Origin of the sequence: Azospirillum sp. SYSU D00513 (assembly GCF_017356015.1) — a bacterium.
GTDB lineage: Bacteria > Pseudomonadota > Alphaproteobacteria > Azospirillales > Azospirillaceae > Azospirillum.
Window position 1 is genome coordinate 14,806 of sequence record NZ_JAFIQV010000016.1, and the last position, 23,897, is coordinate 38,702.

At 71.7% G+C, this 23,897-nt stretch carries 18 protein-coding genes; 7 read left to right on the plus strand and 11 right to left on the minus strand.

All coding sequences use genetic code 11. The annotated features are described in order from the left end of the window. Positions 1 to 143: 143 nt before the first annotated feature. Complete coding sequence (locus JUB11_RS13625) at positions 144 to 1,103, plus strand: DUF4384 domain-containing protein (RefSeq protein ID WP_207459097.1); 960 nt, start codon at positions 144 to 146, stop codon at positions 1,101 to 1,103. On the opposite strand, the gene JUB11_RS13630 is transcribed toward JUB11_RS13625, so the two are convergent. After that, positions 1,087 to 1,938 (minus strand): protein phosphatase 2C domain-containing protein, encoded by an 852-nt coding sequence (locus tag JUB11_RS13630; RefSeq protein WP_207459098.1) that lies wholly within the window; start codon positions 1,936 to 1,938, stop codon positions 1,087 to 1,089. The two genes, JUB11_RS13625 and JUB11_RS13630, sit on opposite strands and share 17 nt — an antisense overlap. A 440-nt stretch (positions 1,939 to 2,378) precedes the next feature. Between JUB11_RS13630 and JUB11_RS13635 the strand changes: the two genes are divergently transcribed. The 3 genes from JUB11_RS13635 (at position 2,379) to JUB11_RS13645 (ending at position 5,080) form a co-directional block, all read left to right on the plus strand. After that, complete coding sequence (locus JUB11_RS13635; protein ID WP_207459099.1) at positions 2,379 to 3,404, plus strand: ATP-binding protein; 1,026 nt, start codon at positions 2,379 to 2,381, stop codon at positions 3,402 to 3,404. A gap of 41 nt (positions 3,405 to 3,445) precedes the next feature. Continuing rightward, complete coding sequence (gene opgC, locus JUB11_RS13640) at positions 3,446 to 4,564, plus strand: OpgC domain-containing protein (RefSeq protein WP_207459100.1); 1,119 nt, start codon at positions 3,446 to 3,448, stop codon at positions 4,562 to 4,564. A gap of 96 nt (positions 4,565 to 4,660) precedes the next feature. After that, positions 4,661 to 5,080, plus strand: a complete 420-nt coding sequence (locus JUB11_RS13645; RefSeq protein ID WP_207459101.1) for a flagellar basal body rod C-terminal domain-containing protein — start codon at positions 4,661 to 4,663, stop codon at positions 5,078 to 5,080. A 29-nt stretch (positions 5,081 to 5,109) separates the two neighbouring features. On the opposite strand, the gene JUB11_RS13650 is transcribed toward JUB11_RS13645, so the two are convergent. Beyond that, a complete protein-coding gene (locus JUB11_RS13650; protein ID WP_207459102.1) occupies positions 5,110 to 5,331 on the minus strand; it encodes a hypothetical protein in 222 nt (73 codons plus the stop codon). Positions 5,332 to 5,377: 46 nt separating this feature from the next. Continuing rightward, entirely contained in the window at positions 5,378 to 5,992 is a 615-nt protein-coding gene (locus JUB11_RS13655; protein WP_207459103.1) for a hypothetical protein, read from the minus strand. Between the two features lie 246 nt (positions 5,993 to 6,238). Here JUB11_RS13655 and JUB11_RS13660 point away from each other — a divergent pair, with 246 nt between their 5' ends. The 3 genes from JUB11_RS13660 to JUB11_RS13670 all read left to right on the plus strand — a co-directional run bounded on the left by JUB11_RS13660 (position 6,239) and on the right by JUB11_RS13670 (position 11,334). Continuing rightward, positions 6,239 to 7,096 (plus strand): tetratricopeptide repeat protein, encoded by an 858-nt coding sequence (locus JUB11_RS13660; RefSeq protein WP_207459104.1) that lies wholly within the window; start codon positions 6,239 to 6,241, stop codon positions 7,094 to 7,096. A gap of 92 nt (positions 7,097 to 7,188) precedes the next feature. Then, a complete protein-coding gene (locus tag JUB11_RS13665; RefSeq protein WP_207459105.1) occupies positions 7,189 to 10,935 on the plus strand; it encodes a tetratricopeptide repeat protein in 3,747 nt (1,248 codons plus the stop codon). Between the two features lie 213 nt (positions 10,936 to 11,148). After that, positions 11,149 to 11,334, plus strand: coding sequence for a YdcH family protein (locus JUB11_RS13670; RefSeq protein ID WP_207459106.1), 186 nt, complete (start codon positions 11,149 to 11,151; stop codon positions 11,332 to 11,334). Positions 11,335 to 11,412: 78 nt separating this feature from the next. Here JUB11_RS13670 and JUB11_RS33190 read toward each other — a convergent pair whose 3' ends face one another. The 8 genes from JUB11_RS33190 to JUB11_RS13710 all read right to left on the minus strand — a co-directional run bounded on the left by JUB11_RS33190 (position 11,413) and on the right by JUB11_RS13710 (position 23,862). Continuing rightward, positions 11,413 to 17,064, minus strand: coding sequence for a tetratricopeptide repeat protein (locus JUB11_RS33190; RefSeq protein ID WP_207459107.1), 5,652 nt, complete (start codon positions 17,062 to 17,064; stop codon positions 11,413 to 11,415). Between the two features lie 10 nt (positions 17,065 to 17,074). Then, positions 17,075 to 17,488, minus strand: a complete 414-nt coding sequence (locus tag JUB11_RS13680) for a flagellar biosynthesis repressor FlbT (RefSeq protein ID WP_207459108.1) — start codon at positions 17,486 to 17,488, stop codon at positions 17,075 to 17,077. 177 nt (positions 17,489 to 17,665) lie between these two features. Beyond that, positions 17,666 to 19,528, minus strand: coding sequence for a flagellin (locus JUB11_RS13685; protein ID WP_207459109.1), 1,863 nt, complete (start codon positions 19,526 to 19,528; stop codon positions 17,666 to 17,668). Between the two features lie 163 nt (positions 19,529 to 19,691). Further along, complete coding sequence (locus tag JUB11_RS13690) at positions 19,692 to 20,798, minus strand: ketoacyl-ACP synthase III (protein ID WP_207459110.1); 1,107 nt, start codon at positions 20,796 to 20,798, stop codon at positions 19,692 to 19,694. Positions 20,799 to 20,817: 19 nt separating this feature from the next. Then, on the minus strand, positions 20,818 to 21,567 hold the full coding sequence (locus tag JUB11_RS13695; protein ID WP_207459111.1) for an SDR family NAD(P)-dependent oxidoreductase: 750 nt from the start codon (positions 21,565 to 21,567) through the stop codon (positions 20,818 to 20,820). Next, positions 21,564 to 22,784: an AMP-binding protein gene (locus tag JUB11_RS13700; RefSeq protein ID WP_207459112.1), complete on the minus strand. Its 1,221-nt coding sequence runs from the start codon at positions 22,782 to 22,784 to the stop codon at positions 21,564 to 21,566. The genes JUB11_RS13695 and JUB11_RS13700 overlap by 4 nt, the downstream gene beginning before the upstream one ends. Further along, on the minus strand, positions 22,781 to 23,053 hold the full coding sequence (locus JUB11_RS13705) for an acyl carrier protein (protein WP_207459113.1): 273 nt from the start codon (positions 23,051 to 23,053) through the stop codon (positions 22,781 to 22,783). The genes JUB11_RS13700 and JUB11_RS13705 overlap by 4 nt, the downstream gene beginning before the upstream one ends. After that, a complete protein-coding gene (locus JUB11_RS13710; protein ID WP_207459114.1) occupies positions 23,050 to 23,862 on the minus strand; it encodes an alpha/beta fold hydrolase in 813 nt (270 codons plus the stop codon). The genes JUB11_RS13705 and JUB11_RS13710 overlap by 4 nt, the downstream gene beginning before the upstream one ends. Positions 23,863 to 23,897 lie beyond the last annotated feature (35 nt).

Genomic DNA, 23,897 nt, shown 5'->3' on the forward strand with positions numbered 1-23,897 from the left:
CCTTGCCGGGGCATTAAAGATTTTTCAGGAATGGAACGGCCGGAATCCGGCGCTGGCCCGTGGAACGATTTCAACAACTTACGTTGGCCCGCCCGTCGCGGCAGGGTACAGTGGCGCCGACGCTTGTGTGCGAGGATGACGGAGTGCCGCAGGAGAGCTGGATGCTGGAGCGGGGCGGCGCGCCCGGATCCCCGGAACGGTGCCGGCGCGCGCTCGCGCTGGCCGCCCTCCTCCTGCCCTTCCTGGGCGATGCTGGCGGCTGGCCTGCGGCGCAGGCAGCGGAAGCGGAGACGGAGGCCGCGGTTCAGCCCATCACCGCCGATCCGGGCGGCGCCCCGGCCGATGCCGCCGCGCCGGTGTCCGTGACGAAACTCGACCTCGCGGCGCTGAGGGCCGAACTCGCCGGGCTGCGCTGCGCGGTGATCGAGTTGGAGCGGCGGGAGGACGGCCTGCTCGTCGTCTCCGGCAACGCCTGGGACGACGGAGCCGCGGGCGATGCGGAAGGTGATGCCCGAGGTGATGCCGGGGACGGCGCCGGCGCGCGGGTCCGGCCGATTCTCGACCGGCACGCGCCGGGGCACCCGCACAGCCTGTCCGTCGCCGCCATCGGTGCCGCCTTCTGCGAGCCGCTTGCCGTGCTGGCCGACGCGCGGGCCGCGAACCTCCGCCGCTCGCCGCCGCTGGTCATCCGCACCGCGTCGGGCGAGCGGAGCTTCAAGGGCGGCGATCGGCTGCGCTTCGAGATCGAGGCGCCGGACTTCCCGGCGCATGTGCAGGTGGATTTCTACGGTTCGGACGGAAACGTGGTCCATCTCCTCCCGAACCCGCTGGAGACCAGCGGACGGATGGAGGCGGGGAGCGTGCGGCGCCTGGGCGACCAGACGGCCACCGGACGCCACTGGAGCGTCGGCCCGCCCTATGGTCAGGAGCTGATCGTGGCCGTCGCCAGCGGGACGCCGCTCTTCACGGCCCCGCGCCCGGAAGCCGAACCGATCGCCGACTATCTGCCCGAGCTGCGGCGCGCCCTGCGCGCGGCCGGGGTGGAGGGCGAATCGCTCTCCCCGGTCGCCGCCGCGCTCTTCCTCGTCACAGCGCCTCCGTGACCGGGTCGGCGTCGGAGACGGGCCGGTCGAAGCGGACCAGCAGCACGGTGACGTTGTCCTGTCCCCCGGCCTGGTTCGCCGCTTCGATCAGCGTGGCGCAGGCGCTCTCCAGCCCCTTTTCGTCCTGACCCGCCGGCGCGCTTGCCGGCGAATTGGCGGACCGCAGCAGCAACAGGCGGATCGCCTCGTCCGGAAGCATGGCGTTCAGCCCGTCGGAGCAGAGCAGATAGAGGTCGCCCGCCGCGACGGCGTGGACGGCGATCTCCGGCTCGACCTTGGCACCCGTGCCCAGCGCGCGCACGATGATGTTCTTGGGCGGCGCCGTGCCCTCGGCGCCGCCGTCCAGCCACATCTGGTACAGGCTGTGGTCGCGCGTGAGCTGGGCCAGCTCGCCGTCGCGCAGGCGGTACAGGCGGCTATCCCCGGCGTGAAAGGCGATCAGCCGGTCGCTGCCCGGCAGCCGCCACAACCCCGCCACCGTCGTGCCCATGCCGCGCCCTTCGGGAAAGCCCCTCTCCCGGTTCAGCGCGTGGAGCCGGCGGTTCGCCGACCGCACGGCCGCCTGGACGATGGCGGCGGCGGTCTCGCCGTCGGGCATTCCGCGGCCCCCGGCCCCGCCGAGAAGCCGTTCGCGGAGGTGGGCACGCACCGAGGCGCAGATGGTCGCGGCCGCGGTCCGGCTCGCGACGTCGCCGCCGGCATGGCCGCCCATACCATCGCAGACGAGTGCCAGGCCGATGTCCGCCTCCAGGCTCCAGTAATCCTCGTTGCGCGCCCGAACCCGCCCGACGTCCGTCTGTCCGGAGGCGCTCATCTGACAGGCGGTCTGCGGCATGAGGAAAGGCGGCTCCGGCGGTGCTGGCGGGGAATCTGGACGTTCCAGGGCGCGGCAGGGAAAGGCCCGCGCACCCGTCGCCTCCGATGATGCTCCAGGCGCCGACAAAGATACAGCGTCGCATGCCCAGCGGGAAGACGGGCATGGCCGGACGCGATGGCCGGACTCACGGGCATCCGGTGCCGCCGGGGAACCGGTCACCGCCCTGTTAGGTTTCACAGCTACTCGCGGGCCGGCCTGAAGGCGACACTGGCCGTTCCCGCTCCACATCCGCCCATGCACGCCAACCACGCCCCCGATGACCGGAGCAGAAGACGGCCCTTCGGCCCGAGGGGCCGGGCGAGGTGCCCTCCGGGCCTTGCCGCCGCGTTCCCCTCGGGCGTGATGGACATGGCTCCCCACAGGGGCGGCAGAGCCGGGCGGAGCGCGCCTTGAGTTCCATGGAAAGCTACTTGATCACGCTGCTGACCCGAGCCCAGCCGTCCTGGCTGTGGCGCTACGGCCTGACGGCCTTCATGATCCTCGTGACGACGCTGATCTGGATGAGCTTGCGCGAGGCGGCGCCCAGCCTGCTGGTCCTGCTCTACCTGCCGGCGATCTTCCTGGCCGCGCTGCTGTTCGACAAGCGCTCCGGCCTGCTGGCGACCGGGCTCAGCGTCGCCGCCGAAGCCATGCTCTTCGCGGAGCCGCTCTTCCGCCTCGCCGTGGAAAGCGCCGACGACCTTCTGGTCCTGATCATCTTCGGCCTGCTGGGCACCGCGATGACGCTGGTCATGGACGTGCTGCGAAACGCGCTGCGGTCGCTCCAGCAGGCAAAGGAGCGGCTCGCGGCCTCCGACCAGGAAAAGGACCTGCTGCTGAGCGAGGTGCACCACCGCATCCGGAACGACATCCAGTTCATCATCGCCCATCTTCAGCTCGCCAAGGCGCAGGGCGGCGACCTTCACGAGGCGCTGGACCGCGCGACGGAACGCATCGGCATCCTCGGCAAGGTGTACGGGCGGCTCCGCCAGCAGGACGGGAGCCGGCTCGTCGACGCGAAGCTCTTCCTCGAGCAGCTGGTGGAGGATCTGCGGCTGATGCAGGCGGTCCGCCCCGTCGGGCTGCACGCGCGAGTGGAACCCGCGGACATCGACCCCGGGGCCGCCCTGTCGCTGGGCATCATCACGAACGAGCTGATCACCAACGCGCTGAAATACGCGTTCCCCGACGGGCGCGCGGGGCGCATCGACGTCGCCTTCCGACGGGACGGCGACGATTTCGTGTTGACCGTCCAGGATAACGGCGTCGGACTCGCCGGCGGTGCCGGTTCCACGGCACCGCAGGGGAGCGGCCTTGGAAGCCAGATCGTCCGGCAGCTGACCGAACAGTTCCAGGGATCCCTTGATGTCGGCGAGGGGAACGGCGGCGGGCTCCGCACGACCGTGCGCCTTCCCGTGGGCGAACTGGCACCACAGGACGTCTGATGCGCGAGGGCACGGATCCGCGCGACGGATCGGGAGAATCCATGAAAGCCGGACGGGACGGCCGCATCGATCTCTACCGGGGCCTCGCCCTGGTTTTCATTTTCTGGGACCATGTCCCCGGAAGCCTTCTCGGGCTGGTGTCGCCGCGCAACCTGGGCCTCAGCGACGCCGCGGAAACCTTCGTGTTCCTCGCGGGCTACAGCGCTGCCCTGGCCTATGGCGGGGCGATGGCGCGCGACGGCTGGCTTCCCGCCGCCATCCGGGTCCTCCGGCGCGCCTGGACCCTCTATGTCGCCCACATCTTCCTCATGGTCCTGCTGATGGGCGTGGTCTTCGTCGCCAACGCCAGGGTGGAAACCCGCGACTTCGTCGCCGAGATGCATCTCGGCTATTTCGTTTTGGACACCGAACAGGCGCTGGTCGATGCCCTGACCCTGCGCTTCAAGCCGAACCTGATGGACCCGCTGCCCCTCTACATCCTGCTTCTCCTGGCCATGGCGGCGCTCCTGCCGGGGCTGATGAAGGCCCGCGGCCTCGTGCTCGGCGCCTCCGGGCTGCTCTACGCGCTGACGCTCCTGCTGGACTGGAACATGCCGGGACAGCGCGGGGAGTGGTGGTTCTTCAACCCGCTGGCCTGGCAGTTCCTGTTCCTGCTGGGTGCCGCCGCCGCCCTGCGCGCGCGGGAGGGGCGGCCTTGGCGGCTTCCCCGTCCGCTGCTCGCCGCCGCCATCGGCTACCTGCTTCTGTCGGCGCTGCTGGCGCTTTCCTGGCGGTTTCCGGAACTGCACGACGCCATCATGCCGAGGGCCGCCGCCGAGCTGATCTACCCGATCAGCAAGACGAGCCTCGCCCCCTTGCGCCTTCTGCACGCCCTGGCGCTCGCCGCCGTGGTGGCGGCTTGGGTGCCGGCGGGTCCCTGGCTCGACCGGCCGCTGAGCCGCAACCTGCGGCGGATCGGCCGCCATTCGCTGGAGGTGTTCTGCCTCGGCGTGATCCTGGCGCCGATGGCGGACATCGGAAACACGCTGCTGGGCGACCGCATCCCCGTCCAGATCCTGACTGGTTTCGGCGGGGTCGGCATCATGTTCGCCTTCGCCCTCCTGATCGAATGGAGCCGCGCCGTGATCGAGCAGGCCCGGCTTTCGCGGGCGGCGACGTGACTTCGTCGGTATGGGCCTGACGGGACGGGCTTGCCGCAACCGGCAGGATCGTGCTTAAGCTTGAGGAAGCCGGGGCAGGAGAGCAGGAAAGCCGCGATGTCCGTCACGCTTCAGATCGCCGCCAGCGGCATGATGGCCCAGACCCGTCGGGTCGAAGCCTCGGCCTCCAACACGGCGAACGTCCTGACCAAGGGCGCCCTTCCCGGCAGCACCGCCGCCGCACAGGGCAAGCCCGCCCCCTACGCGCCGGTCGGCGTCGCCCAGACCGAAACGCGCGCGGGCAATGGCGGGGCCGGAACCCGGGCGGTCTTCACCCCGATCACCCCCGCCTTCCTGCCGGAATACGAGCCGGACTCCGCCATGGCCGACGCGGAAGGCATGGTCGGCGCGCCGAACGTCGATCTCGCGCGCGAGCGGATCAATCAGATCGCCGCCGGCCGGGCCTATCAGGCAAACGTGGCCGTCGTCCGCACCGAGGACGAAATGGTCAAGTCGCTGCTGGACGCGAAGGTCTGAGGGCCGGACGGTGCCGGCCGGACCAAGGGTCAGACCACGATGTTGAGATTCTGACCGCGTGTTTCGGTGACGTTGCCGCCGGCACCCGATCCGGTGGCCGCCCCGGTGCCGGGAGACAGGAGGGCGGTGATCGACTGCTGCTGCTGGTCGGCGGCCATCCCCAGCGCCTTGACGCCGAAGGCGACCTGCCCCTGCGCCTGCTTCAGGCCGATGGCGGCACCCATGGTCGAAGAACCGATTTCCAGGGACATGGGCGCGCGGCGCTCCCTTCAGGATTGAGGCAGGCTGGCAAGCCGTTCAGACGGTTACGTCCACGCGGCCGGCCACCTCGGCGAAGGCCCGCGCGGAGCCTGCGGTCGAGGATCCGCCGACTGACGGACCGGCGGACAGGATGGAGGATGCCACAGGAGAAGGCGCGGCGGAAGCCGCATCGGAGGGCATGGATGGACCACCGATGCGCGAGGCCGTCCTTCGCCCGCCACCTCCAGCGTTCCCCTGCCCGGCCGCGTCCGGCCCGGCGGTCCCTGGTCCGGAGCCCTCGCCGCCGACGACGATCATCAGGGCCTGCCGCTCGGCGTCCTTCTCGGCCTGGCGCGCGGCCTTGTACTGCTTCAACGCCGCCGCCGTCGGGATCTGTGCCTCGGTCTTTCCGTCCGCCGGGTCGCGGTACAGCATGACGAGGCGCGCCGCGTCCGCGTCGTAGCTGTAGGCGATGACCGGGTACCGGCCGGTCAGCGGCTCCAGGTCCACATTGGGCGGAGGGCCGGCGGCAGCGCCGAAACGCACATCCGGCCGGTCGGCGGCCGGCGCGGCGGGAGTCCGGGTGCCGGCCTGCGCGGCTGCGTCGCCCGCAGGGGTTTGCACGATGCCGCGCGGCTGAAAGGCCGTCGAAGAGGCGGATGCCACGTTCATGACCGACGCACCCGAAGAATTTTAGGTGAATATTAAGCTACAGCGCCCGGGCGGTCGCGTAAAGGGGGGGGGGGCATAAAGACTTTCTTCACCATGTATCGGCCTATGCCGATCCGCCGAGCGGACCGGGTGCTCCCCCCTGCCCCGCGCCCGCCGCGCATTCGTTCGGATGCGCATTCGTTCGGATGCGCATCCGGGCGGATGCCCGTATGGACGCGCCGGGATGGCTCCATTAGGGTCGCCCGCATGGCAACGATCGAAGAAGCGCTGGCGCAGGCGCTCGAACTCCACATCGCCGGGCGCTTCGGCGAAGCGCAGGCACTCTACACGCGGATCCTCGACGCCGAGCCGGAGCAGCCGGATGCCCTGCACTTCCTCGGCGTCCTGGCCGGACAGACCGGCCAGCCGGACGCCGGGCTCGGCCTGATCGCCCGCGCGCTCGCCCTGCGGCCGGACTCGGCGGACATGCACGCGAACCGCGCCAGCATCCTTCGGGTGGCACATCGCATGGAGGCCGCGAGGGCGGCCTACGGCCGCGCCCTGGAATTGGAGCCGGCCCATGCCGAAGCCTGGGCCGAACTGGCCCTGGCCCTGCGGGCGACCGGGGACAGCGGCGGCGCCGTCCTGGCGCTGGAACACGCCGTCGCGTCCGACCCCATGCCCGAGGAGCCCCGGCAACGGCTCGCCGGCCTTCTGCTCGAACATGGACGCCTGCTGGTCGAGGCCGGCCGCAGCGGCGACGCGCTGCCCAGCCTCGCCCGCGCCGCCGAACTGGCGCCGCTCGACGCGGACATCGCCTTCTTCCATGGCAACGCGCTCTACGCCGCCGCCCGCGAGGACGAGGCCGCCGCCGCCTATCGCCGCGCCCTGGCGATCATCCCGGATTTCCCCGCGGCCTCCTTCAACCTGGGCATCGCGCTCGGCCGTTCGGGCGGGCTGGAAGAGGCGTCGGCGAGCTTCGCCCGCGCGGTCCGGCTCGACCCGCGCCACGCCGACGCCCGCCGGAACCTCGCCATCACCCTTTCCCTGCTCGACCGTAGGGCGGAGGAGACGGGCGAGACGGGCGGCGACGCGCCGCCCTCCCCGCACGCGGCGCGCGGGTGAGATGGCGAAGGGCGCGGGAATAACGGCTTCTTTACCATGTGCGGCCGATCCTTTCCGCCGAACGGCAGGCAGGCACTGAGCGCGGACGGTCGATGACGAAGAACAGGCGCCCGGAAGCGGGCCGGCGGCGCGCGTCCGGCGGCCAGCCTCCTCATTCCCCGGCCGCGTCCAGCCCGGCACAGGCGTCCGCCCTGCTCGCGCAGGCGGTCGGACACCACCAGGCGGGCCGCTACCGGGAGGCGGAAGAGGGATACCGCGCCGTCCTGAAGGACGCTCCGAACAATCCGGACGCCCTGCATCTCAGCGGCGTGCTCGCGCTTCAGATGGGCCAGCCCGCCGCCGCGCTCGAGCTGATCGGGCGCGCCATCGCGCGGCTGGACGGCGTTTGGGACTTCCATGACAATCACGGCAACGCCCTGGCCGCGCTCGGCCGCCACGCCGAAGCCGCGCAGGCGCACCGCCATGCCGCGCGCCTGCGCCCGGACGCGCCGGCTGCCCGCTTCAACCTGGGCAACGCACTGCAGGCGCTGGAACAGCCCGCCGAGGCCGTCCAGGCCTTCCGGGCCGCCCTGATCCTGCGCCCGGATTACGCCAAGGCCTGGTACAATCTGGGCAACGCGTTGCGCATCCTCGGCCACGCGGGCGGAACAGGCAGGACGGATGATGCGGCGATCGCGGCTTTCGCGCGCGCCGTGACGCTCGCCCCCGCCATGGCCGAAGCGCGCACCAACCTCGGCGACGCGCTGGCCGGGCGCGGCCGGCTCGACGCGGCGCTGGCGCAGCACCGGGCCGTCGTGGCCCTGCGCCCGGAGGACGGGAACGCGCACTACAATCTCGGCGCCATGCTCCAGCAGCGCGGCGCGTTCGAGAGCGCGGAACTCGCCTACCGCGAGGCGATCCGCCACGCTCCGCGCCACGCCGCCGCGCTGAACAACCTCGGCAGCGTCCTCAAGCGGCTGGGCCGCCACGCGCAGGCGGAACAGTGCCACCGGAAGGCGCTGGAGCTGCGCCCCGACTTTCCGGAGGCCCGCTACAATCTCGGCAACGCCCTTCAGGCCCAGGGCAAGCTGGAAGAGGCCGCCTCCTGCTTCGAGGCGGCGCTTTCGGCGGAGCCCGGCCTGGCGACGGCCAGCTTCAACCTGTCGCTCCTGGCGCTGAGGCGCGGCGACCTCGGGCGCGGATGGCTCGGCTACGACCGGCGCTTCGCGGCGGGCGAGGCAAGGCCCGACCGGCGCATCGGCGCGCCGCTCTGGACGGGCGAACTGCTGAAGGGGCGGCGTCTCCTGATCTGGCGCGAGCAGGGCGTCGGCGACGAGATCCTGTTCGCCTCCTGCTACGCCGACGTGGTCGAGTGGGCCGGAGGGCCGGTGACGATCGAGGCGGACCGCCGCCTCGTGCCGCTCCTCGCCCGCTCCTTTCCCGGCGCCACCATACGGGCGGAAAGCGCCGGGATGGAGCCGGCGGCAGAGGGGGCGGTCAAGGGGGCGGCGCAGGAGACCGCGCGCGAAACCATAAACCCGCCGGATTGCGATCTCCAGATCCCGGCGGGCTCCCTGCCCCGGCTTCTGCGGGAGCAGTTGTCCGGCTTCACGCCACAGCCCTCCTGGCTGGTTCCGGACCCGGCAAAGGCGGCACACTGGCGGGAGCGGCTGGCCGCACTCGGGCCAGGGCTGAAGGTCGGCATCGGCTGGCGCAGCCAGCTCATGACGGCGGAGCGCCGGGCGGCCTACACGAACCTGGAGGATTGGGCGCCGCTGTTCCGCGTTCCAGGGCTGGTGTTCGTGAACCTGCAGTACGGCGACTGCGCGGAGGAGATCGAACGGGCGGAGGCACGCTTCGGGGTGCGCCTGCACCGCTGGGCGGACCTGGACCTGAAGGACGATTTCGAGGCGGCGGCGGCGCTAGCGTCGAACCTGGATCTCGTGATCTCGCCGGCCATGTCGGCGGGGGAGCTGGCGGGAGCGCTGGGCGTGCCGGTCTGGCGCTTCGGCGGGCGGGACTGGACCCAGCTCGGCACGGGCGTGCGGCCCTGGTTTCCCTCCATGCGCCTGTGGCAGCCCCGTCCCGGCGAAGCCCTGCCCGACGTCCTCGCCCGCATGGCGCGCGACCTGGGGAGCGGCCCGGCACAGGCCGGCGCGGCGGCTGGGACCGGGAACCCGCCGGCCGAGCAGGGTCCTTTCGCGCCGCCCGCGGCTTCGGCCGTGCCGCCCGCGGCACCGTCCGCCACGCCGCCGGACATCGATGGCCTGCTGGGACGGGCGATGGACCTGCACCGGCAGGGCCGGCTCGACGAGGCCGCCGCCGTCTACCGGGCCGTGCTCGATCACGCCCCGGACCATCCGGACGCCCTGCATCTGCTCGGCCTCGCCGCCCTTCAGTCGGGACGCCACGACGAGGCGGTGGCCATGATCACCGCCGCCCTCCGCCGGGATCCGGACTTCCCACAGGCCTGGAACCATCTGGGGCTGGCGCATCAGGCGCGGGACCGGCACCGGGACGCGCGTTCCTGTTTCGCCCGCGCTTTGGCCACGCGGCCGAACTTCGGGGAGGCGCTGACCCATCTCGGTCTCGCCCTGCACAAGGACAAGGCGGCGCTCGCGGCGGCGAGACGGTGGCATCGCCGATCCGTCGCCACCGCCCCCGACAACGCGGCGGCGCACACCAATCTCGGCCACGCCCACGAGTTGGAGGGCCGCTTCGCGGAGGCGGCCACCCATTACCGGCGGGCGCTGGCGCTGCGTCCGGACACGGTCGATCCGCACAACAACCTCGGCACCATGGCGCGCGCCGGCGGCGACGCGGCGGCCGCTCAACGGCACCTGCGGCGAGCCTTGAGGCTCGATCCCGGACACGGCTTGGCGGGCTGGAACCACGGTTTGTTGCGGCTGGCGGCGGGCGATCTGGAAACCGGCTGGACCGGCTACGAACAGCGCGCCGCCGCGCGTGTTCCCCAGGGTGCGGGCCGGCCCCCGCTTCCCCTCTGGACCGGAGAGCCGCTGGAGGGACGGCGGCTGATCCTGCGGGCCGAACAGGGCATCGGCGACGAGATCCTCTTCGCCTCCTGCTACGGGGAGCTGGAGAGGCTTGACGGCGAGGTCGTCATGGAATGCGACCGGCGCCTGGTCCCGCTGTTCCGCCGGGCCTTCCCTTGGGCAACGGTGCGGGCGGAAGCACCGGACACGGGAGGAACCGAGGCCGACCTGCAGATGGCCGCCGGCTCGCTCCCGGCGCTGTTGCGGCGGCGGCTGGACCGTTTCCCCGCGCGGACGGCGGCGGACGGCGCCTATCTGACACCGGAACCGGAGCGCGCCGCCCTCTGGCGGGAGCGGGTTGCCGCACTCGGCCCCGGCCTGAAGGTCGGGATCGGCTGGCGCAGCCAGGTGATCGACGCCTACCGCGCCGCTTCCTACACGCGCATCGAACAATGGCGTCCCCTGTTCGATCTGCCCGGCCTGCGTCTGGTGAATCTGCAATACGACGACTGCGCGGCGGAGATCGCGTCGGTGGAGCAGGACGGGCGGACGCGTCTGCACCGTTGGCCGGACCTCGACCTCAAGGATGATTTCGAGGGGACCGCGGCGCTGATCGCCAACCTCGACCTCGTCATCGTCGCCCCGACCTCCACGGGCGAGCTGGCGGGGGCGTTGGGCGTTCCGGTCTGGCGGCTCGGCGGCCGGGACTGGACGCATCTCGGCACGGCGGTCCGCCCCTGGTTTCCATCCATGCGGATGTGGCAGCCGCGCCCCGGCGAGAATTTCGGCGCGGTGATCGCCCGCATCGCACGGGTCCTGGCGGCCGACAGCCATAGCGCGAGGCGGGCTGGGACGGAGCAAGCCTGAACGGGGCGGCGGAGCTCCTGGCGAAAAGCGGTAGTCCTCCTAGACCGAAGGAGAATGAGCCTCCGCCTTCGACTGGCGGAAGGAGGGCCAAGTCTTCCGTAATAGGGGTAGTGTGACGTTTTTGTGTTGAGGAATAGCCCTGATGGGTGAACACTGCCGAGTGCGGCCTGCCGGTCGCCGGCAGTATCCGTTTCATCAGACGGAGAGCACATCATGCATTCAGATGCTCGCCTATCCTCCCTGCAGCAGAAGCACCTTCGCCTCGACCAAGCCATCATTGAAGAAAGCAAGCGGTCCTGGCCCAATGAAGGCGCGCTCAAGCGAATGAAGCTTGAAAAATTGCACGTAAAGGAAGAGATCGACCGCTTGTCGCAATCCTCCTCCAGCAGGACTCACTGACCTAACCTTCCCAAATCATTACGAAGACCAAAGGCCAGAGGCGGCGCGCATCGCACCGCCTCTGGTTTTTTTGGGGTCTCATGGCCCGGCCAGCCGCCGCAACTCCCGCGCCATCACCGGCAGCAGATCCGGGACGGCTTGGCCGGGGCCGGTCAGGAAGAGCCGCATGGAATGGAACCAGGGACGTGCGCCCGTGCCGAGCCTGGTCCAGTCGCCGGCGGCCCCGAAACGCCAGACCGGCACGCCCAGCGCCCCCGCCAGCTCTCCCACCGAACTCGCCGGCGACAGGACCAGATCCAGGCAGGAGATGAGGGCGGCCACCCCGTCGAGATCGTCCTTGAGGTCCAGGTCGCTCCAGTCCCGCAAGACCACGCCCATGTCCCGGCGGGCGGCGTCCAGCTCGGCATGGCAGTCGCCGTACTGAAGGTTGATGAAAGTCACGCCGAGCACCGCGAACACCGGTCCCCAGCGGTCGAGCGGCGCGTAGTTCGCCAGCCGGTCCGCGGTCATCAGGCCGCTTCGCCAGGCGATCCCGACCTTCAGTCCCGGCCCGAGTGCCGCGACGCGCTCCCTCCAGGTGGCTGCGCGTCCGGCGTCGGGGACCAGGAAGGCGGGCCGGGTCGGGAAACGGGCAAGCGACGGCCTCAGCCAGCGGGGCAGTGAGCCGGCTGCCGCCTGGAGGCCTGGCCCAGGCGGCACGGGAGCCAGCGGTCCGGCTGCGGCGCGGACGGACGCGCGCGGAAAGGACCGGGCGAAGAGCGGCACCAGGCGCCGGTCGCACTCGATGACCGAGGAACCGGCCTGCTGGATCAGGTCCCCGTAGCAGGAGGCGAACATCAGCTCGTCGCCGATGCCCTGTTCCCCCCAGACAAGGATGCTCCGGTCGGCGAGATCCTCCCCGGTCCAGGCCGGCAGACCGGTGGCGCGCGCGGCACCGGCGAGCGCGCGGGTCAGGAAGCGCCGGTCATAGCCGTCCCAGCCGGCGCCCAGATCGCCGCGGCCCAACTGCAGGAGCGCCTTGTTGAAGGCGGCGGTCGGTTCACCCGGAGCGACGGCGAGCGCGCGGTTGCACCAGCGCTCCGCCGCAACGGCCATCCCGCCGTCCCGCAGCAGCCGGCCGAGATTGGCCATGGCGTCGCCCGAGGCGGGATCAAGGGCGAGCGCACGGGCGAGCGACGACCGCGCGCCCGGCTGGCGGCCGAGACGGCGCGACGCAATGGCGTGGTTGATCCAGGCCGCGACCAGCCCCGCATCCAGGGCAAGGGCACGTCGGTGCCGGGCCTCGGCCTCCTCCGCCCGGTCAAGCCGGCAGAGCACGGCGCCGAGATTGTCGTGTGCCGCGGCCAGGAAAGGATCGGCGTCCGCCGCGCGCCGATGAGCGAGGATCGACCGCTCATCATGATGGGAGGCGTCCAGCGCGTTGCCGAGATTCGTCATCGCCGGCGCATCGCCGGGGCGCAACGCGAGCACCGCGCGAAAGCGCAAGGCCGCCTCTTCCGGCCGGTTCTGCGCCAGCAGAACGGTGCCAAGGCTTGCCTGTGCGGCGGCGTAATCGGGGCGATGCGCGACTGCCCGGCCAATGCGCGCGGCGGCCAAAACCTGGTCCCCCGCTTCGTGGGCCAGCAGCCCGGACAGGTGGAGGGCCACCGGATGGTCCGGATCGCGCGCGAGCGCTGCCGCATAGAGCGCCGCTGCGTTGTCAGAACGTCCGGCGCGGTGGTGGCCGACAGCCTCTTCCAGCAGCGTCTCGACATCCTCCGCGGCGGCATCACGGGCGGCGTGCCCGGTGCCCCCCTCCGTCGGCGGTGAGCCTGCCGCCCCGGCGGCGAGTTCGCGCGCCATGCGGGCGAGAACGTCGGGCAGGGCTTCGCCGGGACGGGGCTGCCACAGGCGCATGGAGGGGAACCAGGGCCGCACCCCCGTGCCGAGCTGGGTCCAGTCCCGCCCGCCGAAGCGCCAGACCGGCACGCCCAGCGCCCCGGCCAGCTCCCCCGCCGACATGGCCGGCGAGATCACGAGATCCAGGTTCGACGCCAGCGCCGCCGCCGCCTCGAAATCGTCCTTCAGGTCCAGGTCCGACCAGCGGTGCAGGCGCACCCCGAAGCGCGCTTCCGCCCGTTCGATCTCCTCCGCGCAGTCGCCGTACTGCAGGTTCACGAACACCAGCCCCGGAACGCGGAACAGCGGCGCCCAGTCCTCCAGGTTCGTGTAGGCCGCCCGGCGCTGCGTGGTCATGAGCTGGCTGCGCCAGCCGATGCCGACCTTCAGCCCCGGCCCGAGCGCTTCCAGCCGCTCCCGCCAGAGCGCCACCCTCGCCGGGTCCGGAACAAGCCAGGACGGGCGGGAGGGGAAGCGTTTCGCGTCCGGGCGCAGCAGGCGCGGCAGGCTGCCGGCGGCGACGCACACATCCACGTCGCGCGGATCGGCGGTCGGCGGCCGCACGGTGGCGCCGGGGAAGGAGCGGGCAAAGAGCGAGGTCAGGCGGCGGTCGCACTCGATCACCACATGGCCCGCGCGCGCCATGAGGTCGCCGTAGCACGACGCGAACATCAGCTCGTCGCCCACCCCCTGCTCGCGCCACACCAGGATGCGGGCCCGGGCGACGTTCTCGCCGCGCCAGACGCGGGCAGCGAGGCGCCGCTCCTGCCCCTGGAACTCCGGCGTGGCGAAGCGCCGCTCAACCCCATTCCAGCCCGGCCGAAGCTCGCCCCTTTCCAAACGAAGAAGCCCGAGATTGTAATGCGCGATGGCGAAAGCGGGGTTGGCCGACAAGGCCCGCCGGTAGCCGGACTCCGCCGCCTCCGGGCGGTTCAGGCGCCGCATCACATGCGCCAGATTGGCATGCGCTTCGGCCATGTCGGGAGCCAATGCCAGCGCCCGGCGGTGGGCCGCCTCCGCCGCCCCCGTCCGTCCCAGCGCCGCCTCGCCGTTGCCGAGATTCGTCAAGCTGGCCGCGAGGCCGGGCGTGCCGTCCGGAGCCAGCCGCGCCGCCCGCCTCCACAGCCACACGGCCTCGGGCATGCGGTCCAGGGCGTGCAGCGCGTTGCCCAGGTTGGTCGTCGCATCGGCCGCGTCCGGCGCGAGTGCCAGCGCCCGGCGGAGGCGGCGTGCGGCCTCCGCCGCATCGCCGCGCTGCGCGTGCAGCCCCCCCAGATGCGTGTGGGCAAGAGCAAGGTCCGGCTGGAGGCGGATCGCCCGCCGGCAGTCGTCGAAGCCCTCCGCCACCCGCCCGAGCGCGCCCAGGAGAGCCGCCCGGTTCAGCCAATGCACGGCGGACTCCGGCTGGGCCGCGGCGGCGTTGCGCAGGCTCGCGCAGGCCTCTTCCACCCGCCCGACCGCCCGCAACGCCGTGGCGCGTCCCGCATGGACGGACGCGTTGCCGGGATCCCGCTCCGCCGCGCGCGCCAGCAGGCCGGCCGCCAGGTCCGGCCTGCCCCGGCGCAGTTCCACCCGGCCGAGAAGATGAAGCGCCGCCCCCCCTTCGGGCGCCCCGTCGGGGATCAGCGCGCAGAGCCGCGCCGCATCGTCCAGATCGCCGGCGCGGTAGCCTTCGAGCGCCGCCGCCAGCAGCCGGCCGCTGTCCCGCGAGAGGAGAGCGGGCGGAAGCCCCGCCGTAGGGTCCGTAGGAGTTCCCGCGCCAGCCGTTCCGGCGGCTTTCACTTGGGAGGCCGGCGCGGTCCTCGAAGCCGCCAACCCGGCGGCGAGTTCGCGCGCCATGCGGGCGAGGACGTCGGGCAGGGCTTCGCCGGGACGGGGCTGCCACAGGCGCATGGAGGGGAACCAGGGCCGCACCCCCGTGCCGAGCTGGGTCCAGTCCCGCCCGCCGAAGCGCCAGACCGGCACGCCCAGCGCCCCGGCCAGCTCCCCCGCCGACATGGCCGGCGAAATCACGAGATCCAGGTTCGACACCAGCGCCGCCGCCGCCTCGAAATCGTCCTTCAGGTCCAGCTCCGCCCAGCGGTGCAGGCGCACCCCGAAGCGTGCTTCCGCCCGTTCGATCTCCTCCGCGCAGTCGCCGTATTGCAGGTTCACGAACACCAGCCCCGGAACGCGGAACAGCGGCGCCCAGTCCTCCAGGTTCGTGTAGGCCGCCCGGCGCTGCATGGTCATGAGCTGGCTGCGCCAGCCGATGCCGACCTTCAGCCCCGGCCCGAGCGCTTCCAGCCGATCGCGCCAGAGCACCACCCGCGCCGGGTCCGGAACAAGCCAGGACGGGCGGGAGGGAAAGGCCCGCAAGCCGGACCGGAGGAACCGAGGCGCGCCTCCGGCAGGCGCATGAAACTCGCAGTCGGGAGGCCGGATCGTTTCGCTTCCATCCGGGGCAACGGACTGCGGCCGGACGGATGCCCTGGGGAAGGAACGGGCGAACAGCGTGACGAGACGGGGATCGCATTCGATCACCAGCCCGCCGGCACGCCCGGCGAGATCCGGAAAGCAAGAGGCGAACAGGATCTCGTCCCCGACCCCCTGCTCCCGCCAGACCAGCAGACGCCGGCCCTCCAGCGGCTCCCCATCCCAGGAGGGAGCCTCGATGGCCCGGTTCGCGTACCCCTTGGCCCGAAACCGCCAGGCGTAGTTCTTCCAACCTTCCGGGCCGAGGCCACGGTCGAGCAGCACGAAAGCAAGGTGGAGGCGGGCCGGCGCGTGCTCCGGGTCGAGCCTCAGGGCGCGGGACAAGGAAGCCTCCGCCGCGCTGCCAGAGCCCCAGCGCGACAGGAGGATGCCGAGATGGGCGTGGGCCGCCGGTTCCGCAGGGTCCAGGGCGAGTGCCGCGCGATGCTCCGCCTCCGCCCCGGCCCACCGGCCGAGCGCCTGCAGGACGGCGCCAAGCCCGTCGCGAACCGCCGCGATGCCCGGCTCCAGGCGAAGCGCCCGCCGGCAGGCCCGCTCGGCTTCGGCCAACCGGTCGAGGTCGAGGAGCAGGCCGCCGAGGTTGGCGTAGGGATCGGCGCTGCCGGGTGCCGCCACGATGGACAGGCGGCGCAGCCGGACCGCGGCCTCGTGATTGCGACGGTCCTGGTGAAGGCCGCCCAGGTTGTCGAGCGCCTTGCCGTCAGCCGGGTTCAGGCTCAGGACGCGGCGGAACGCGGCCGAGGCCTCGACCGGCCGGCCCGACTGGTTCAGGGCCATGCCGAGATTGTTCAGGGCGCGGCGATCCGCCGGGGCGAGCGCCAGGGCGCGGCGCAACGCCCCCAGCGCGCTCCCGCCGTCGCCGAGGCGCAGCATCACCGCGCCCAGATTGATGAAAAGCGCCGAGAGCGCGTCGGGTTCGTGGCGATCGCCGCAGCGGATCGCGTCCTGGAACCGCGCGGCGGCCTCCGACTCCCGTCCCTGCGCCTGCAGGGCGTTGCCGAGGGCGATCTGGAGAAGAGCGGAGGCGGGGTTATGGCGAACGGCCCGCGCGAGGACAGCCTCGGCTTCCGCGTGCCGGCCGCGCCGCGCCAGCAGCCTCCCCAGCGCTCCGCCGAGCAGGTCATCGCCGGGCATGCGGGAGAACGCCTGTTCCAGGCACCATTCGGCATCCGGATGGTGCAGGGCGGCGAGCGTCAGAGCGAGCCCCCGCCAAGCCTCCGCGCTCGCGGGATCGGCCTTCACCGCCTCGTGGAAACAGGAGGCCGCCTCGGCCTTACGGCCGTGGGCCTGATGCTCCCTGGCCCTGGCGAGAAGATCGGCCGGCCCGGAGACCGCGTTCACCTCTCCCGTGCCGGCACCGTCCCCGTGCTCCGCCACCGCGTGCCGCTCACCGATCCGGATCCGATGGGGCGTCGTTTCCCGGGTCCTGGCTTTCGGCGCCGGACGGGAACAGCTTCCGGCACTGCTTCAGCGCCCTGTAGTAGTTCCGGTCCGCCACGAGCGCCTCGATCTCGTCGAGTGCCTTCGCTTGGTCGGGGCGTGCGGCGCGTGTTTCCGCCAGGATGGAGGCGAAACGCTGGAGGTTCAGGACGGAGTCCTCCGGGAAGATGTAGACGAGCTGAATGACGAAATAGAGCTTCTTCTCGATCCCGTCGATCTGCTCTTCCTTCAGCACCTCGCGTCCGCGAAGGAAATTCGCGGTGTTGTAGAGGAAGAAGGCACCCGGACGGTCTCCGGCCCCGATGACGGCGCCGTTGATGATGACCTTCTCGTTTGGGCGGAGAACGAACTTCAGGGGCATGAACGGGAAACCCGGAGCTGGCGGATCGAATGTGTCGTGGCGACGCGGTTCGGAAGTCGGCGCTCCGGCCGCCGGAAGGGTCGCGGCCGGGGCCGTCCCGCCGGTGGACCGGAAAAGAAAACGGGCGGCGGCTCACGCCGCCGCCCGCCGGGCCCGATCCTACCCGAACTCTCCGGCTTAGAACAGCCGGAGGATGGACTGCTGGGACTGGTTGGCCAGCGAGAGAGCGATGGTGCCGAGCTGCTGCCGCGTCTGAAGCGCCAGCAGGCTCGCGCCCTCCTCGTTCTGGTCGGCCAGCGTCAGCTTGTTGGCGCCTTCGACCAGCACGTCGCTGAACTCCTTGGTGAAGCTCTCGCGGGTCGTGATGATGTTCAGGTTCGTCGAGAGGTTCTGCGACGCCGACCGCAGCTTCTGCTGGGCCCCATCGATGCCTTCGACCGCCTTGTCGATGTCCGCGCGGTCCGCCCAGTCGTTCTGCGCGAAGTCCACGCCCAGACCCTGGCCGCTGGTCGTCAGGTTCTGGGCCTGCACGGAGATCGAGTTGGTGTTGCGCTCGTTCAGCTGCACCGTCACGTCGTTGGACGTGTTGGCGTCCGTGACCTGGGTGGTGACGATGTTGGCCGCCGCGTTCGCGGTCGCCGCCTGCATGATCTCCTTCTCGTCCACCTTCATGCGGACGGTGCCGCTGTCGAAGGCGAAGGACTGCTCACCGTCACTCAGCTTGCCCGAGCCGCGTTCGGAGTTGCCGCTGCGGGTCACGGTGTTGCCGGTCAGGTTGGTGACCGAGACCGAGATGTCGACGTTCTTCTCGATGCTGGAGATGCCGTTGCCGCCGTTGGCCGCAGCCTCGAGCTGCTTGCGGTCGACCGTGAAGGACACGACCGTGCCCGAGGCGAAGCTCTCGGAGATGCGCTTGGTCAGGGCGTTCTCGGCCTTCGCGCTGACGGAAACGTCGCGGACGACGCCGGCCGTGGTCTGGCCGGTGAGCGTTACGGTGTTGCCGTCGAAGCTGACGGTCGCCAGGTCCGAACTGGACAGGCGGCCGCCGGATAGCAGGGCGTTACTGATCGACTCCTGCAGCCGCGTCGCGACCTCCTCGCGGGCGTCCTCGCCGATCATCGTGTCGCCGGCCGTCGCCTTGTAGGTGAAGGTCTGGTTCTCGACCGTGATGGTGAAGGTGTCGCCTTCCTCGATCGTGCCCTTGATCTCGACCGAGCTGACCTGGGCGGTGCCGCTCTTGGCGGCCGTCTTGAGGTCGGTGGCGACCGTCTGGCTGTTGTCGAAGTAGTTGATGGTGCGCGATTCCTCGCCATCCGAGAGGATGAAGGAACGCTCGCGGCCCGTGGCGCCGCGCACCTCGATCTGCACGTCGGAGAAGTTGCCTGCGCTCGAGTTCATCGTGCCGGACAGCTTCAGCCCGACCAGACCGTGCGCCTGTTCGGCGTCGCCGATGTCGCCCGCCTTGCCTTCGATCGAGCCGTCGCCGGAAACGCGGATCGTGTAGGTGTCGGTCGACTTCACGTTGGTGACGCGGGCGTTGTCGACGCCGACGAGGCTGTTCACCGCGGCGCGCGACGAGCTGGTCGCGTCGAGGCGCAGGCCGTTGCCCGCGATCAGGTTCTTGCCGGCGTAGCCGGAGTCGGTGGCGAGCTTGTCGATCTGCTCCTTCAGGCCGTTGAACTGGGCGGCCAGCGACTTGCGGGTGGCCACCGAGCCGGCATCGCTGCCCAGCGCGGAGTAAGCGGCGGTCGTCAGGCCCTTGGCCTGCTCGATCATCGAGGTGATGGCGCTGATGCCCTTGTCGGCCGCCTTGATGGTGCTGACCGCCTGGCCCATCGTGTCCTTGAGGGCGGTCAGGTCGCCGGCGCGCTGGGTCAGGCCCTTGGCCGCGAAGAAGGAGGTCGGGCCGTCAAGCGCCGAGTTGATCTTGTTGCCGGTCGCGAGAACATTCTGCTGCCGCTCGATCTGGCCGTTCACCTTCTGCAGCTGCAGGAGGTTGGTGCGCATGCCCGAGGTGAGCGAGACGTCATTGAAAGCCATGGGGTCACTCCTTTGGAGGATTTGTGTCCGGCACCGACTAATTCGGGCGGAGGGGGATTACTTCCCCCGGATTCCCATGACGCAATAAGCGGGCCAGTTCGAATTTGCCTGGCTCCCCCGGAAATCCCTGCCTCCCGGCAGGAAGGGAGTAGGCAGAATTTTCCTACCGACCGGCAGAAACTGCCGGTTCCCCGGCACCCTTTGCCGCCCCGGCATCTTTTGCCGAGGAGGACTCCAATGGAATGGCGCGGCCATCCGCGCCGAGCAGCATCGTCTCGCAGGCCCGCAGCGGCCCCACCGTGACTGCGGCGCTGCCCCAGGACCAGCCGACACCGAAGCCCGACAACAGGAGCCTCGCCGCCCCCGCCCGCAGCCGGTCCGGCAGGGCGGCCACGAGCGCCAGCGGGATGGAGGCCGAGCTGGTGTTGCCGAAGCCGGCGAGCGCCACCACGGCCTGCTCCGGCGTGGCGCCGAGCTTCTGCGCGAGGTGGCGGATCATCTGGGCGTTGGCTTGGTGCAGGACGAGATGGTCGACCTCCGCCATGCCCCAGCCCGCCAGGGCGAGCGCCGCCCGCACGCTGTCCGGCACCTCGCGCAGGGTGAATGCGAAGACCTGTGTGCCGTCCATGAAGAGATGCGCCGGCTCATCCGGGCGCCGCATGCCCCCGCCGGGCACGGAAAGATAAGGTGCGCCTGCTCCGTCGCTGCCGAGCGCGAAGGCCATCGGCGGGGCTGCGGGATCCAGTTCGAGCGCGGTCGCCGTGGCGGCGTCGCCGAACAGCGGCGCCACGGTGCGGTCGCCGGGATCGATGACGCGCGAGATGGTGTCGGCCGCGACCAGGAGCGCCCGGCGCGCCCCCGCCGCCTTCAGCATCGCGGCGGCGGTCCACAGCCCGTACACATAGCCCGAGCAGCCGAGCCCGAGGTCCAGCACCGCCGCCCCCTTCGGCAGCTCCAGGCGCCGGTGCAGCAGGAAGCCGCTGCCCGGAAGGATATGGTCGTGGGTTTGTGAGACGGTGACCAGCAGCTCGACCGAGCCAGGGTCCCAGCCGAGCCGGTCGAGCAGCCGGCGGGCGGCCGCCTCGGCGAGGTCGGAGGCGCACTGGTGTGGCGGCACGAGGTGGCGGGCCTCGATGCCCGTGGCCTTTGCGATCTTGCGCGCGGCCTCCTCGCCGAAGCGCAGGGCAAGCTCCTCCACCGTCTCGCGCCGTTCGGGCAGGCAGGCGGCGAGCCCGGCGATGCCCACGCCCTCGATCACGCTGGCGACCATGGCCCGCTCCCCTCCGCCCTCAGCAGGTGATCCCGCCGTCGACCACGATGGTCTGACCGGTGATGAAGGCGCCGCCGTCGCCGAGCAGGAAACGGACCACCGGCACCACGTCCTCCACCCCGCCCAGCCGGCCCAACGGCGTGCGGCGCACGATCTGGTCGCGCTGCCCGGCCGAGAGGGTTCCCGACATCTCGGTGGTGAGATAGCCGGGAGCGACGGAGTTGACGGTGACCTGGAGACGCCCGACCTCGCGGGCGAGCGCCCGCGTCAGCCCGTCCATCCCCGCCTTGGAGGCCGAGTAGGCGGCGAGCCCGTTGTAGCCGCGCTGGCCGATGATGGAGGAGACGTTGACGATCCGCCCCGGCCCACGCCGGACCAGCTTGGCGCGCAGGAAGGCGCGCGCCGTCTGGATGGCGCCGACGAGGTTGGTCTGGATCACCTCTTCGCTGTCGATGTCCGGGAAGGTGGCGAGCACGCCCTCGCGCGCGATGCCGGCGTTGTTGACCAGCCCCCACAAGGGCGCGTCCCCGGCCCAGGCCAGGGCGGCGTCGAAGAAGGAGCGCACCTCGGCGGCATCGCCGATCCGGCAGGGCGCCCAGAACAGGTCCGGCCCGGACAGCGTGGGCAGCTCCGCGCCCTCCGAGCGGCTGCAGGTGGACACACGGTAGCCGTCGGCAAGCAACGCCCGCACGAGCGCGAGCCCCAGCCCACGGCTGCCACCCGTGACGATGACGTGCCGCCCCGCGCCAACGGGATTCCCTTCGCTCACGGCGTTCCTCCCCGGCTCTTCTTGCCCGCGGCCGAAAGCGGAATCTCCCCGACCAGCTGGATCGCGCGCGGCCGGGCCGCGGGCTCCAGCGCCGCCGCCGCCTCCCGGATCCGGGCGCGGAGGTCCGCCTCCGACACCGCCGGTTCGGGCACGACTTCGGCCGTCAGGATATGGCCGGTGATGGGGTTCGCGGCCGTCCGGACGATGGCGTCGCGCACGCCCGGCACGCCGAGCAGGAGCCGTTCGACGGCCTCCGGCGAGACCTTGACGCCGCCGACATTGACCCGCCCGTCCAGGCGGCCCACGAACAGGGCACGGTCGCCCCGGATCTCGACGAGGTCGCCGGTGGACAGCCAGCCGCCCTCCCCGGCTTCCCCGCCACCCTCGACCAAAGCGGTCATGGCGCGCGGGCTCAGCACTTCCAACACACCGTCGCGCAGACGCAGCCGCACGCCATCGACGCCCTCCCCGAACCAGGCGGCCGGGAAGCCCGCCCGGCCGTCCGCCACCGCGAAGAGGGCGCCGGCCTCCGTGCTGGCGTAGATGTGGCGCAGCCGCGCGTCCGGAAACAGGGCGCCGAGCCGGTCGAGCAGAGGCTGGTCCGCCGCCTCGCCCCCCAGCGTGACCGCCCGCAGCGGCGGCGGCCGGTCATCCCCGAGCGCCATCAGGAAGCCGCGCCAGAAGCTCGGAGTGCCGCTCACGTGGGTGACCCGCCGCTCCACCGCCAGCCGGGCGAGTTCGGCGATCCCCGCGCCCGGCGCGGCGATCAGCGCCGCTCCCGAGCCCAGGGCGGTCAGGATCACCTGGAGGCCCGCGAAGCCCGCCGGATCGTAGGTGAGGAGCCAACGGGCTTCGATTTCGCCGCTGGATCCGCGCAGCCGTCCGCACAGCCGCGCGAAATCGTGCCGCACCCGTTTCGGCTCGCCCGTCGTGCCGGAGGTCTCCATCAGCAGGGAAAAACCGTGCTCCGCCCCGCCCGCCTCGGCCACCGGGCCGGGCCGGCGCCGGAGGCGCAGTTCCACCCCGGCCCGCTCGGCGGCGACCAGAGCGGCAACGAGAGCGGTCACGGGACTGGGATTTGACGGAACGGGGCCGCCCTGCCGGAAGGCAGGCTCCAGCCGGTCCGCCAGGGCGGCGATCTCCGGCCAGCCTGCCTCACGCCCGTCCTCGATGAGGCGGGCGCGTGCGCCGATCCAGGAGGGCGGGGCGGCCTTCATGCGCCGCCGCTGGCCGGAGCCTTCGCGTCGGCACCATAGAGCGACGCCAGCTCGCCCAGCGTGGCGAACTGGCGGAAGCCGGCGCGGAAGGGATCCTGGCCGGTGCGCTGCTCCAGCACCACCAGCAGAGTGGCGAGATCCAGGGAATCGATGGGCAGGCCGCCGTCGAGGAAACGGCTGTCCGGGCCGACGGCCGGCAGCGTCTCACCCTTGTCGGCGGCGATGCGGGACAGCTCCTCGGTGATGAGGGCGAGCATGGAATCGGTCATGACGCGTCGCAAAGGTTGAGGAAATCGCGCAGCACCGTGGTGGTCGGGCCGGCCGCCTCACTATGAGGCAAGTGGCCGGCCTTGTCGAAGACATGAAGCGGCGCGCCGTGGGGCAGCATGTGCGGCGAGGGCAGCGGGATGATGCGGTCCTGCGCGCCCCAGACCGCCTGCACCGGCATCGGGAAGGCCGACCAGTCCACCGGGGGGAAGCGCTCGGCCGCCACGGCGAAGGACTGCTCCGTGATGCGCTCCAGCGCCGCGCGCCGCGCCGGATCGGCGGCCTGCGCGTGCAGGACGGCGCCGATGCGGTCCACCAGCCAGCAGGGGCCGGCAAACAGGCGTGCCGCGCAGTCCGTCCCCTCCTCCTCCGAGGAGACTGCGGTCACCCGCCGCAGGAAGCCCAGGTCGAAGTCGGGACCGAGCCCCGCGCTGGCGATCAGCGTCAGGCTCGCCACCCGCTCCGGCGCGAGCCGCGCCAGCTCCATCCCCACATAGCCGCCCATGGAATGGCCGGCCACATGCATGCGGTCGAGCCCGACCGCGTCGAGGAAGCGCAGGAGCCAGGGTGCGAATCCGGCGACGCGGCCGTCGCCGACGTCCAGTGTGGACTGGCCGTGCCCGGGCAGGTCCACGGCCAGGACCCTGCGGTCGGCGCCCAGCACCGGCATGTTGAGCTGCCAGGTCAGGAGGTCCCCGGCGAAGCCATGCAGGAGCAGGAGCGGAGCCGCGGTCTTCCCCGCCTCCGGCTCACGGCCGAGCGCCAGGTAGGAGGCCGGGCCGCCCGGAAAGTACACCGTCCTCCGGGTCATCCGCCCGGCCCCGGCGGTGCCACCGGTGCGAGCCG